Origin of the sequence: Methylomusa anaerophila (assembly GCF_003966895.1) — a bacterium.
Taxonomy (GTDB): Bacteria; Bacillota; Negativicutes; order Sporomusales; family Sporomusaceae; genus Methylomusa; species Methylomusa anaerophila.
Map to the genome: position 1 here is coordinate 2,736,525 of NZ_AP018449.1, position 12,879 is coordinate 2,749,403.

Here is a 12,879-nt window from a genome sequence, read left to right on the forward strand (position 1 = left end):
GACTGCCACCATTTAGTTTCAGTGGCGGCGGCCTTTGACTGTTTAGCGTATACTTTATATTTTTATAAAACGGGGAGGATGTGTGCATGAAAATCGGAGCCATTGTATTAACGGGTTACATGCCGGCATTGCTGGAGGCTGCGGGGGAAATCCCCGGCCTGGAGTTGAAAATGTGCGGTACCTGGGATCTGGAGAATCCGGATTTTCAGGGGGATTTTTTCCGGTATCTGAAGGAACAGGCGGATGTTCTGCTCTTGTCGCCGCCTGCCGACAAGGTATGGGAAAAAATATCGGCTGAAGTTCTTGCCATCGTACGGGAAAAGCCGGCAGTGGCTTTTGGCTATGATCCGGGTATTGCCGTTTACAATACGGTCAAACCGGAAATCGCGCTGACCGTGCAGCGGTATTTAACTTACGGCGGCCGGGAAAACACCCGGAATGCCGTCCGCTATATCCAAAAAGCGGTTCTGGGAGCCGATATAGCCGTACCGGAACCGGTGAATGTCCCCTGGCAGGGAGTTTATTATCCCGGCAGTGACCGCATTTATGAGAGTGCGGCCGATTACCGGATGAATTGTCCCGGTTACCGCCCGGACCGGCCGACGGTAGGCGTGCTGTTTTACCGCCACGCCTGGATAAGCCGGAACATGGAGGTCATTGATGCCATTGTCAGCGAGCTGGCGGCGCAAGGGTGTAATGCGCTGCCGGTGTTCAGCAGCGACCAGTGCGATCCGGATACAGGCTCGCAGGATAACAGCCAGGTTATAAAAACGTATTATATGAACAACGGGGCAGCCGTGATTGAGGCGTTGATTGATTTGCAGTCGCTCTTCGTCATAACCAGGGAAACGGGTAAAACCGCGGATAATCCTCCCGGCTATGAACTGCTGCAGCAACTGAATGTACCCATTATAAAAGGTCTGCTGACCTACGGCAAGACGGAAAGCGAATGGCGGGCCGATCCGTATGGCATCGCCGGCCCCTCCCTGGTCATGTCGGTGTCCATGCCCGAATGCAGCGGGGTGATCGAGCCCGTTATCATCGGCTGTCTGGACCGTCAGTATCAGCCGGGCGTTGCCGGCACCCTGGAATATTATCTGCCGTTGCCGCAGCGGGTGGCTTATCTTTGCCGCCGGGTAAAAAAGTGGATTGCCCTGCAAGCCAAGAAACCGTCGGCGAAAAAAATTGCCTTTATCCTGCACAGCAGTCCCTGCCACGGCGTGGAACTGAGTGTCGGCAGCGCCGCCAACCTGGATTCGCTGGAAAGCGTGGCCCGGCTGATGGCGGTTATGCAGCGGGAGGGCTATTATCTGGAAGATGTGCCGGCTTCCGGCAAGGAACTCATTGACCGGATTATGGAGCGCAAGGCCATTGCCGATTTTCGCTGGACCCCCGTTGAGGAAATCGTAGCCAAAGGCGGTGTCTGGCAATCATTAAGCGAGGCCGAATACCGGCGCTGGTTTGACCGGTTCCCGGAAGCGGTGCAGGCCAAAATGACTGAGACCTGGGGAAAACCGCCGGGTGAGGAAAAGGATGAAGTGCCGCCGGCCATGGTGTATGACGGCAGAATTCTCATCACCGGCGTCCAGTACGGCAATGTGGTGGTTTGCGTCCAGCCCAAGCGGGGCTGCGCCGGACCGCGCTGCGACGGCAAGGTATGCAAAATCCTGCATGACCCGGAATGCCCGCCAACTCACCAGTATGTGGCGACCTACCGGTATCTGGAAGACAGCTGGGGCGCCGATGCGCTGGTTCATGTCGGCACCCACGGCAATCTGGAATTTTTGCCCGGCAAGTCGCTGGGACTCTCCGAAGCGTGTTATCCGGAACTGACGCTGGGCACGGTTCCCAATCTGTATATCTACAATACGGATAATCCGGCTGAGGGAACCATTGCCAAACGGCGGGGCTATGCCACGTTAATCGGGCATATGCAAACGGTTATGGTGGAGACCCGGGCCTACGGGCCGATGGAGGAACTGGACAAACTGCTGGCCGAATACGGCAGGGCAAGGACGGGCCAGCCGGCCCGTGCCTGTGAACTGGAAACCCTGATCCAAGAAAAAGCCAGGGAAGGCAATTTTTTGTCAGGTGATGCAGCCGGGGAAGATTTCGCTGTGTTTACCGAGAAGCTGCACAATCAGCTAAGCCGTCTGAAAAACAGGATGCATCAGGCCGGCATGCATATCTTTGGCCAGGTGCCGCAGGGAGAGCGGCGGGTAAATTTCCTTAATGCCATCGTCAGGCATGAGGCCGGGGATGAGGGCAGCTTAAACCGCCTGGTGGCCGAGTTGATGGGGCTGGATTATGATCTGCTGCGGGACAGCCCCCATGCCTGGCATGACAATTTCGGCAAAAATTATGACGCTTTGCTGGCTGACGTCAACCAGTACTCCAGAGAGTTTATCAAAGAATTCATTGCTTAACAGAGTAATAAAAGGAGGGAAAATTATGGCGGTACAGGAAAAACAGGCGGTCCTGCTGGCGCTGGCCGGCAAAATTATGGGAGAGGCGCTGGTAAATGCCGGGGCCGTGGCGGAACTGGAATACTGGCGGGACAAAGTGCGGGCGATTGATGCCAGGCTTACGGTCTCGCTGGAAACGGAGGGGCTTTTCCAGGGCCTGCAGGGCGGTTATTTACCGGCCGGTCCTTCTGGGCTGATTACCAGAGGGCGGCCGGACATTCTTCCTACCGGCCGGAATTTTTACAGTGCCGATCCGGAATGCATTCCGACTCGCGCGGCCTGGAAAGTGGGGGAGAAATTGGCCCGGGCGCTGCTGGACCGGCACCGGGAAGATACCGGGCGGCTGCCGGAAAACTGCGCCATGGTATTATGGGCTTCGGACTGCATGTGGACAGACGGCGAGCAGGTGGCGCAGATTCTGGCGCTGCTGGGGGTTGAACCCAACTGGGTGGCAGGCGGCAAAGTCAAGGGTTTTCGCATTGTTCCCCCGGCTGAGCTTGGCCGGCCCCGCATTGACGTGACCCTCAGGATCAGCGGTGTAATCCGGGACTGTTTTCCGGGGATTGTGGATTTGGTGGACGAGGCCGTCCGCCAGGTGGCGGCTCTTGATGAGCCAAGTGAACAGAATTTTGTCCGCAAACATACCCTGGAGCAATTGACGGATGATTCGCCGGCGGCCTGGGAACAGGCCACAGCCCGGATTTTCGGCTGCAAGCCCAACACCTACGGCGTGGGCGTGGATTTGGCCGTACTGGCTTCGGCCTGGAAAACCGAACAGGATTTGGCCGATATTTTTCTTACCTGGAGCAGTTATGCTTATGGGCGGGAAAGGAGCGGACAGGCTTCGCCGGCCCAGTTCAAACGCCAGTTAGCCAGCGTCGATCTGGCGTACAATAAGGCGGCTACCGATGAATATGATGCCTTTGGCTGCGCCTGCCATTTTGCTTTCCTTGGCGGCCTGACCACCGCCGCCAAGCTGTTAAAGGGCGGCGAAGTCAAAACCTATTACGGCGACACCCGCGATCCCGGCCGGCCGGGGGTGGTCAGTCTGGCCGAAGAAATTGAGGGCATCATCCGGATCAAAAACCTTAATCCGGCCTGGATTGAAGGGATGAAGCAGCATGGCTACAAAGGCGCCGGTGACATGGCCAAACGCATTACCAATATATATGGCTGGGATGCCACCACCGGCGAAGTGGCTGATTGGGTATTTGACGGGCTGGCCAAGACCTATATCCTGGATGACGCCATGCGCAAATGGTTTGAGGATACCAACCCCTGGGCGCTGGAGGAGATCAACCGGCGGCTGCTGGAAGCGGCGCAGCGCGGCCTGTGGCAGACCGATCCCCAACTCTTGCAGAGTCTTAAGGAAACGCAGGTGGAAATTGAAGGCTGGCTGGAAGAGCGGCTGGGAGATGTTCAGGGGGAATTCCAGGGAGGAGCCGTGGATATTTTTACGGCGGACGATGTCCCGGCCTGGAAGGCCAAAATGATGTAAATATGAGCCGGCTGTAAACCGGCCGGGAATTGAGGCGATAATGTGCAGACGGCAACAAAACAGCAGCGAACGACCTATCCGTTTGCGGCCTTAGTCGGCCAGGAAGATTTGCAACTGGGACTATTGCTGCATGCGGTAAATCCGCGCCTGGGCGGGATGCTCATCCGGGGCGAAAAAGGCACCGCCAAATCTACGGCGGTGCGGGGCCTGGCGGAATTGTTGCCTGTTATGGAAACGGTACAGGGCTGTCCCTACCATTGTGATCCGAGAGAGAGCGGGACTGCCTGTGAAGAGTGCCGGACTGCCGGCAGCAGCCGGAAAATCTCGGTTATGCCGGTGCCGGTTGTAGAACTGCCGGTCTCCGCTACCGAAGACCGGGTAGTGGGCAGTCTGGATTTCGAACAGACCATGAAAACCGGCCGGCGGGCCTTTACCCCCGGGCTGATGGGGGAAGCCAACCGGGGCATTATTTATGTGGATGAAATCAATTTGCTGGACGATCATATTGTGGACGTACTGCTGGACGCTGCCGGCAGCGGCATCAATGTCGTGGAACGGGAAGGCATCAGCGTAACCCATCCGGCCGGGTTTATTCTGGTCGGGACCATGAATCCCGAAGAGGGTGATATCCGGCCGCAGCTGTTGGACCGGTTTGCCCTGTGCGCCGATATCACCGGCGAAGCGGACCCGCACGCCCGGGTGAAAATCATCAAACGCCGGGAAACCTTTGATCTGGCGCCGGCAGACTTTCTGGCTGAGTGGCGGACAAAACAGCAGGAACTGCGGGAAAAAATTGCCGCAGCCAAAAAAAAACTGCCGCAGGTAGTGGTTGCCGATACCGTATATGAATATATCGGCGATCTCTGTATGAAAGCCTGCGTTGCCGGCCACCGGGCCGATGTGGTGCTATTGCGGGCGGCGGTTACCCTGGCGGCCTGGCGGGGGCACGGCCGGGTGACACCAGGGGATGTGGCGGATATTGCGCCGATGGTGCTGGCCCACCGGCGCCGCCAGCCGCCACAGCCCGAGCAGCAGGCGCCGGAACCGCCGCCGGATGCCGGCGAACCGCCAACTGAACAGGACGAACAGCAGCAGGCGCCGGAACGCCGGCCTGATAACCGGCCTGAGGCCGGGCCGGCCGGCGAGGCGCCCGGGCAGCAAGCCGAAGCGGACAAGCAGGCGGGCGGCTCCCAGCCGGTCAAAGAAGTGGTTTACGCAATCGGTACCCCGTTTGCGGTAAAACGGGTGGCGCCTGATAGAGACCGCCTGGTGCGGCGCGGTTCCGGCCGCCGGTCCCGCACCAGGACCGACTCCCGTGCCGGCAGGTATGTTAAGAGTACCTGCCGCCGGGAACGGAATGATCTGGCGCTGGACGCCACCATCCGGGCGGCTGCCCCTTTCCAGCGCCGGCGCCGGCAGAACGGCAGGGCGCTGGTGATTGAGAAGGGTGATATCCGGGAGAAAGAACGGGAAAAACGTATCGGCAACTTCATTCTGTTTGTTGTCGATGCCAGTGGCTCCATGGGGGCGCGGCAAAGAATGGTGGAAACCAAAGGGGCAATTCTTTCTTTGCTGCTGGACGCCTATCAGAAACGGGACAGGGTGGCGATGATTGCTTTTAGAGGAACGCAGGCCGAACTATTGCTGCCGCCGACCAACAGCGTGGAATTGGCGCAAAAATCCCTCAGTGAGCTGCCGGTAGGCGGCAAAACCCCGTTAACCGCCGGCCTGGTTAAGGCCATGGAGGTTATCAGGCAGCAGCTGAAACGCAGCCCGCACATGCGCCCGATCCTTATTTTACTGTCGGACGGCAAGGCTACCGCCGCCATGGCCGGCGGCAGCCCGCTGGCCGAAGCCCGGCTGACGGCCGCCAGCATCCGGGAAGAACTGGACATCGCCTGTCTGGTCGTTGACACCGAAAAGAAGGATCTGCTGTCCCTGGGCATTGCCCAGGAACTGGCGGCAATTATGGGCGCCAAGTGCTGCACCATTGATCAGCTTAAAACCGATAGCCTTGCGGGCCTTGTCCGCGCGCAGCTGGCTACCTGACGATATTTTTGAAGGAGGCGCACTATAGAATATATGAATAAACATAAGCTGCCGCTATACCCGTTTGCCGCCATTGTCGGCCAGGACACTATGAAGAGAGGCCTGCTTTTAAACGTCATTAACCCGCGCCTTTCCGGCATCCTGATCCGGGGCGAAAAAGGCACCGCCAAATCGACGGCAGTACGGGCCCTGGCCGAACTGTTGCCGGACATCGCCGTGGTTGAGGGCTGTGCCTACAGCTGCGACCCGGACAATGTTCCGTCCTATTGTCCGGCTTGCCGCCAACGGCATGAGGCCGGGGAGGTGTTACGCCCCGCCCGCCGTTCCATGCGGGTGGTCAACCTGCCGGTATCGGCCACCGAAGACCGCGTTGTCGGGACTTTGGACATTGAGCAGGCGATTAAGAGCGGCGAGAAAAAATTTGAACCCGGGGTGCTGGCCGAAGCCAACCGCGGCATTTTGTATGTGGACGAGGTAAACCTGCTGGACGACCATATTGTGGATGTCCTGCTGGATGCCGCCGCCATGGGCGTTAATACTGTGGAACGGGAAGGCGTGTCGTATTCCCACCCGGCCCAGTTTATCCTGGTCGGCACAATGAACCCGGAAGAAGGCGAGCTGCGGCCGCAGCTTCTGGACCGGTTCGGGCTGTGTGTAACCATTGCCGGCATTTATGAGGTCGGTCAGCGGGTGGAGGTAATTAAGCGGCGGGCCGCCTTTGAGGAAAATGCCGCCGCCTTTGCCGCCGTGTGGCAGGGGGAACAGACACGCCTTAAGGAACAGATTGCAGCTGCCCAGAAGCTGCTGCCGGCCGTGCAGGCGGATGACGGTATTTTGTACAAGATTGCCGGCACGGCAATTGAGGTTGGCGTTGACGGCCACCGGGCCGACCTGGTGATGCTTAAGGCGGCCAAAGCGCTGGCCGCCTGGTATGGCTGTGAGCAGGTAAGACCGGAACATGTGGAAGAGGTGGTTGAACTGGCGCTGCTGCACCGGATGCGGCGCAAACCCTTCCAGGAAGTAGGCGCCGAGCAGCGCAAGCTGGCGCAGATTATTAAGGGGACAAGTTTATAAGTTTATAGTTTAAAATTCTTTAATGTTATCGTGCGACTACCGGGGAAAAGGCGCGGGAACCTTTGCTTTGCTAGTTATTATTAAAGGGAGAGTAAGATGAAAAGCGTCAGGAAAAAAATGAAATGGCAGTGTAACAAGGCGCTGTTGTCCCTGCTGCTTGTTGGTGCTGCTTGCGGGGGCGGGAGTGAGACCTGTGCCGAAGAGATCTTTGACCTTGATCAGATTGTCGTTACCGCCACCAGAACGCAGGTGGAGGAATTTAAAGCGAATGCCAATATCAGCGTTATTACCAGAGAGCAAATAGAAAGAAATCATTATACAAATCTAACCGATGCATTAAGAAATGTTCCGGGTGTTTTTATTGCCAACTACGGAGCCACCGGGGAGTCGTCCGCATCGAATAACCTGATGTTAAACGGTTCTTCCAATATTGTTGTTTTGATTGACGGTCAGCGGGCCAATATTAACGGCAGCAGCGGCACTTACGGAAAAATGGCCATGGCTGAAATCTCCAATATGGATTCCATTGAAAGAATTGAGATACTGAAGAGTTCGGCTTCAACTCTGTATGGCTCCGACGCCCAGGGGGGTGTTATCAATATTATTACCCGTAAACCGGAGGACGGAAAAACCACGACTAAAATCACGACAACACTCGGCAGTTATGACCGTGAACAGTATAATATTTCCCATCGCGGCTCGGTAAACGGATTTTTCTGGGACATCTCCGGCCAGAAAAAATTACAGGGAGATTTTAAAGACGGCTGGGGAAGAACGGTCCGGGACCGGATTAACGTAACAAACAATAGCTTCAAGATCGGGAAAAAATTCGCCGATAAGGCTGACGTCACCGTGGTTTACCAAACCTATGAGGCTGAGTATACGGCAACCAACGGCGGATATAGCAAGCCTTCGATCGTTCAGGGCACAAAAGACAACAGTAAATTAACCATAACGTATACTCAAAAGATCAGCGATAAGATGTCGAATCAATTGGCGTTTTTCCGGCATACCAATAAGGCGCAGGAATCCGATTACACTAAGTTTAATGATTTTACTACAACCGGTTTCAGCGATCAGTTTACCTATGCGGCAGGGGAAACTCACACTATTATCGGTGGTCTTGATTATTATGAAGATAAAATCAATCATTATAAAAATTCATCGGCTACTACTGACGGCGAGAAAATTTCCAATAAGGCGGTCTATATTCAAGATGAATGGCAGATAACAAAGGAGTGGAAATTATCTTCCGGTATCCGGTTTGACGATCAGTCCCGCTATGGCCGGAACAACACACCAAGTTTTGTTTTAGGCTATACTCCGAACGGAAGGATGAACGTGTATGCCGGATATAAACAATTTTTCACGGCGCCGTATGTGGCCCACTTATACAGTGCTACCTATGGCAATCCGGATTTAAAAGCGGAAACGGGGCATGCTGTTGAAGCCGGTATCAACTATAAATTTGACGCTACCTTTGTTGGCAGTCTTCATGTTTTTAAAAGGGATTCGGAAAATGTGGTAGCATATGTTGACACTCCGACCCCTACTCATCCCAAAGGGCAATATGTCAATATAGATGAGGAACATGCCAGAGGAGTTACCATTCAGCTAAAAAAAGCCTTCAGTGATAGATTTAACACCAATGTGGGCTACAGTTATCTTTATATTAAACCAAATGCAGGCCAGACTCCCAATCGGAACGGAGCTTTGCCCCGCGGCAGCTGGAACCTGGAATTAAATTATGTTCAGGATAAATTTGATGCGGTTATCAGCGGCAGAGGCACCGTCGGCAAGGGTCAGCAACGGGCGGATAACCAGACAATCGGCAAACCGTACCGCACGTATTGGATTTGGGACGTTGCCATGAACTATAAAACCACGGATATGATAAACATTTTCGCCAGAGTTAATAATATTTTTGATACAATGTACACAGATATGAGCTATGAGTTAAATCCAAATTCAGCCTGGTTTTCCGCGCCGGGACGCAATTTCCAAGTTGGTGTTGAATATACTTTTTAATATTAGACAATGTTTAGGCAAGGCATTATGCCGTGCTATCGGGAACGCATTAAAAAGTTAAAATTATATCCGGGTATTAGGAAGGCCTTGACGTTGTCGTTTAACCTCAGCTTATCCTAATACCCGGATGTCAATTTTTTAAGGCGACAGACATATATATATTTAGTTAGTATATTGTTTTTCTGTCTTGCCGTCAAGATTTGCGGCGCTTTTGGATATAATTCTGCAATTGTGTGCCGGGATGGAAGAAGGTGTGAAGTGACAGAATTATGGAAAGAGGAAAGCAGTGTTTCTTTTAAACGGATTATTAGAATTACCTACCCGGTGCTTCTCTCCATGCTTTCCTTTAATGCCGTGGTATTTGTCGACAGACTGTATGTGGCGCAATATGATCTTACGCAGTTTGCCGCCATGCTGCCGGCCGGTTTTTCAGCCATTGGCCTTGCCAGTATTTTCACAGGAATAATCGGTTATGTTTCCGTACTTGCCGCGCAATCTTATGGAGCCGGACATTATCGGCACTGTGTAGCGGCCATGTGGCAGGGCATATATTTAAGCCTGATCTTCACCTTGCTTTTACTGCTGCTTTCGCCGTTGGTATCTTCGGTATTTCAGATGATGGGGCATGTGGGAGATCTTCTAACCTACGAAGTGGAATATTTTTATCTCATTATCATAGCTGAGTGCATTCAACTTTTTTCTACCGCCTTTTTTGGCTTCTATTGCGGGATTGGGGACACTAAGACAACGATGTATGTGGCGTTAGTTACGAATATGGTAAACATCGTCTTAGCCGGTGTGCTCGTATTTGGCAAGTTGGGTATGCCGGCGCTGGGAATGTTCGGGTCGGGAGTAGCGGCAATCATCAGTTGTGCAGTCGGCCTGATTCTCTATCTGTTCCTGTTGAATAGAAAGGTGATTAAACAACAATACCGGCCTTTAAAATACTGTCAGGTGAACGGCCGTTTACTTTATAGTTTGCTGCGATTCGGCCTGTTTGCGGGAATACAGTCTTTTCTTGAAACAGGCTGTTTTGGTATTTTTCTGCTGATTATCGGTACAACAGGTGAGACTAATCTGGCTGCTGCCAATGTGGCTTTTTCCATGGAGTCTGTTTTTATATTACCCGTGGTTGGAATGACAACGGCAGTAGGGATTATCGCAGGTCAGGAGAGAGGAGCCAACCGGTTCGGAAATATTTCGGAAGTTCTCATAAAAGGGCTGGTTCTGGGAATTTGTTTTAACATCATTATCTTCATTTCCTATAATTTTTTCCCGGAGATTTTGATTTCTGTTTTTCATAGTGATTCCAGTAATGATCAAAATCAGCTTATCCATACCGCTACGCCGTTAGTGAGACTTGCCTCCCTATGGCTGGTGCTTGACACTGTCCATTTAATGATTGGCAGCGTGCTAAAATCAATGGGTGACACGCAATTTATGATGATTACCTATGCCGTTGTTCCGATTTTGTTTTATGTAATTATACCCTATATGTTTTGTACCATGGCCCAAGTTTCTTTACTCTGGTTGTGGATCTTGCTGGTTGGTTATAGCGCAGTCATGCTGATTGTCATGACCATACGATTTTGGGGCGGGAAATGGAAAAGCATCGAAGTAATTGAATAGAAGTGAGTTGCGAGTTGCGGGACGGTTCCACGACTCATTTGATGGAAACATTGAATATATTTGCTGAACCTGTTGACAAAATAGGTAATAAATGATAAAATATTTTTAGAAAGCTTTACAATTTCATAATGAAGCAGGTGCCCTACGGGGCTTAATAGGGAAGACCGGTGCAATACCGGCGCGGTCCCGCCACTGTAATGGGGAGCAAACCCAAGGATATGCCACTGGGATGAGAGTCCTGGGAAGGTTGGGCGAGCTATGATCCAGAGCCAGGAGAACTGCCTGTCTAAAGATCGCCGTTTTTACCCACGAGTGATGGGGAGGAGATTACAGTTGCAATTGCTGGCTTGGAGAAATCCAGGTGAGTGATGTTGCTTTGCTGAATTTACTCCTGGTCATTTCCCGACCAGGAGTTTCTATTTGGTTTGCACTGAGAAATCCTCCCGCCTGTTATAACGAGCGGGAGTTTTTCTATACATTTTTTCTAACCTCCTTCATGTTTGTGGGGCTCAATGCCCCTCTTCTTTTTCTTTTATTTCGGTTTTAATACGGCCATGCAGTCACTCATTATCTTGTCAGGTTGCTGAATATAGATAGTTCATGAAAGAGAGAGGTGTCCGAATTGAAAAAATACACGGTTGTGCTCATCGCCGCATTGCTGATGATCAGTGTAGCTAGCGCTTGGGCCGCAGACAGCAAGGCAGCCGCTGAGAACAAGCAGAAACGCATCACTGCTTACACCCGGGCCATTACGGCCAATCCCCAGGATGCTGCCGCGTATATAGACAGGGGAGATGCTTATAGAAGCGACAACCAGCTTGATTTGGCAATCGCTGATTATACCCAGGCGATCAAACTGGAGCCCCAAAATGTACAAGCATATGCAGCGAGGGGGCTGCTCTATCTTGAAACGAAACAGTATGATGCCGCGCTGGCTGATTACTCAAGTATTATTGAAATGGATCCCGGGAATATGGATGCTCGCTTTCGGCGGGGAGTATGTTATTACTATAAGGGACAATATGAACTTGGTATCCATGATTTAGATCAGGTTACTGTCTTGCAGCCTAAACATGCCGGTGCCTATCTCGTGAAAGGCGTCTGTTACCAGAGGCTGGAACGCAAAGAAGAGGCTATTGCCGCTTATAAGAGTTTACTGGCTAATGTGCCGGTTGACAAGCAAACACAGGAAGCCGTTACCGTGGCCAAAAACATGCTCAAAACGCTGGGAGCGGAGCCTTAATCCGCTGCAGTGAGCGTGATTTTACCGGCGGCGGTCGAATCGTAAAATTAACCGGCCGCAAGTGACGGTTTTGAGCCCGGTTTAGTTTGCGGAACGGATTTTCCAAGGTATAATGTAAGAGGAGAGAAATATCATGCTTCAATATATCCCGGTCAATTGGCCATATGACGGCGCCGGCGGTTCTGCGCCGGGAAACAAGACGAAGGATTGCGGCCCTTCCGGCTGCTTTCTCATCGTCTTACAACCCAAAGCTGCAGCAAAGCGGCAGTTCGGTTGTTTTAAAGCCAGGCAGCTGGCCTATCTTGCTGAACAGCGCATGAACCACCGGACGTAGAAAAGGAGATTGCAAAATGGCAGAAACTAGAGGCTTAATTATTGTCAATACAGGTAACGGCAAAGGCAAAACGACAGCTGCCCTGGGAGTGGGAATGCGGGCCTGGGGACAGGGCCTCAAGGTGTTGGTGCTACAGTTTATCAAAGGAAACTGGAAGTATGGCGAATTGCAGGCCGCGGCAAGAATGGGCGACGATTTTGTAATCCGCCAGTTGGGCGAAGGGTTTGTGAGAGATGCCGACAGTGATGCCAAAGCCGGTCATCAGGCTGTGGCGCAGGCAGCACTGGCTGACGCCAACAGGGAAATCATGTCGGGAAATTGGGATATGATCATCCTGGATGAGATCAACTATGCGATAAAGTTTGGCTTGGTGCCGGTGGACAAAGTAATTGAATTGCTGCAAAGTAAACCGGCAGCATTGCATCTTGTACTGACCGGACGCGAGGCGCGGCAGGAAATTATTGATCTGGCCGACCTGGTAACGGAAATGAAAGAAATCAAACATCCGCTTAAACAGGGAATAAAGGCGCAAAAGGGTATCGAGTTTTGAGGTTTCATT

At 52.7% G+C, this 12,879-nt stretch carries 9 protein-coding genes and 1 riboswitch; all 9 genes read left to right on the forward strand.

Features of this window, described 5'->3' with window-relative positions; genetic code table 11:
- The first annotated feature begins 86 nt into the window (after positions 1–86).
- Complete coding sequence (locus tag MAMMFC1_RS22690) at positions 87–2,426, forward strand: cobaltochelatase subunit CobN (RefSeq protein WP_126308808.1); 2,340 nt, start codon at positions 87–89, stop codon at positions 2,424–2,426.
- A gap of 25 nt (positions 2,427–2,451) precedes the next feature.
- The gene (locus MAMMFC1_RS22695) at positions 2,452–3,963 is read left to right on the forward strand and encodes a cobaltochelatase subunit CobN (protein ID WP_158618755.1); all 1,512 of its coding nucleotides are present in this window, start codon (positions 2,452–2,454) and stop codon (positions 3,961–3,963) included.
- A 42-nt stretch (positions 3,964–4,005) separates the two neighbouring features.
- On the forward strand, positions 4,006–6,012 hold the full coding sequence (locus tag MAMMFC1_RS12415) for a putative cobaltochelatase (protein ID WP_126308810.1): 2,007 nt from the start codon (positions 4,006–4,008) through the stop codon (positions 6,010–6,012).
- A gap of 33 nt (positions 6,013–6,045) precedes the next feature.
- The gene (locus MAMMFC1_RS12420) at positions 6,046–7,086 is read left to right on the forward strand and encodes an ATP-binding protein (protein ID WP_126308811.1); all 1,041 of its coding nucleotides are present in this window, start codon (positions 6,046–6,048) and stop codon (positions 7,084–7,086) included.
- Positions 7,087–7,203: 117 nt separating this feature from the next.
- Complete coding sequence (locus MAMMFC1_RS12425; RefSeq protein WP_232035436.1) at positions 7,204–9,114, forward strand: TonB-dependent receptor plug domain-containing protein; 1,911 nt, start codon at positions 7,204–7,206, stop codon at positions 9,112–9,114.
- Positions 9,115–9,372: 258 nt separating this feature from the next.
- On the forward strand, positions 9,373–10,743 hold the full coding sequence (locus MAMMFC1_RS12430; RefSeq protein ID WP_126308813.1) for an MATE family efflux transporter: 1,371 nt from the start codon (positions 9,373–9,375) through the stop codon (positions 10,741–10,743).
- 118 nt (positions 10,744–10,861) lie between these two features.
- A riboswitch (cobalamin riboswitch) is annotated at positions 10,862–11,043 on the forward strand.
- Positions 11,044–11,365: 322 nt separating this feature from the next.
- A complete protein-coding gene (locus MAMMFC1_RS12435; RefSeq protein WP_126308814.1) occupies positions 11,366–11,986 on the forward strand; it encodes a tetratricopeptide repeat protein in 621 nt (206 codons plus the stop codon).
- A 133-nt stretch (positions 11,987–12,119) separates the two neighbouring features.
- Positions 12,120–12,320, forward strand: a complete 201-nt coding sequence (locus MAMMFC1_RS12440) for a hypothetical protein (protein WP_126308815.1) — start codon at positions 12,120–12,122, stop codon at positions 12,318–12,320.
- A gap of 16 nt (positions 12,321–12,336) precedes the next feature.
- On the forward strand, positions 12,337–12,870 hold the full coding sequence (cobO, locus tag MAMMFC1_RS12445) for a cob(I)yrinic acid a,c-diamide adenosyltransferase (RefSeq protein WP_126308816.1): 534 nt from the start codon (positions 12,337–12,339) through the stop codon (positions 12,868–12,870).
- The last annotated feature ends 9 nt before the right edge of the window (positions 12,871–12,879 follow it).

Excerpts from the sequence above, each read along its gene's own strand:
- MAMMFC1_RS22690 (WP_126308808.1), top strand. The coding sequence starts at position 87 with ATGAAAATCGGAGCCATTGTATTAACGGGTTACATGCCGGCATTGCTG.
- MAMMFC1_RS12420 (WP_126308811.1), top strand. The coding sequence starts at position 6,046 with ATGAATAAACATAAGCTGCCGCTATACCCGTTTGCCGCCATTGTCGGC.
- MAMMFC1_RS12425 (WP_232035436.1), top strand. The coding sequence starts at position 7,204 with ATGAAATGGCAGTGTAACAAGGCGCTGTTGTCCCTGCTGCTTGTTGGT.
- MAMMFC1_RS12440 (WP_126308815.1), top strand. The coding sequence starts at position 12,120 with ATGCTTCAATATATCCCGGTCAATTGGCCATATGACGGCGCCGGCGGT.
- MAMMFC1_RS22695 (WP_158618755.1), top strand. The coding sequence starts at position 2,452 with ATGGCGGTACAGGAAAAACAGGCGGTCCTGCTGGCGCTGGCCGGCAAA.
- cobO (WP_126308816.1), top strand. The coding sequence starts at position 12,337 with ATGGCAGAAACTAGAGGCTTAATTATTGTCAATACAGGTAACGGCAAA.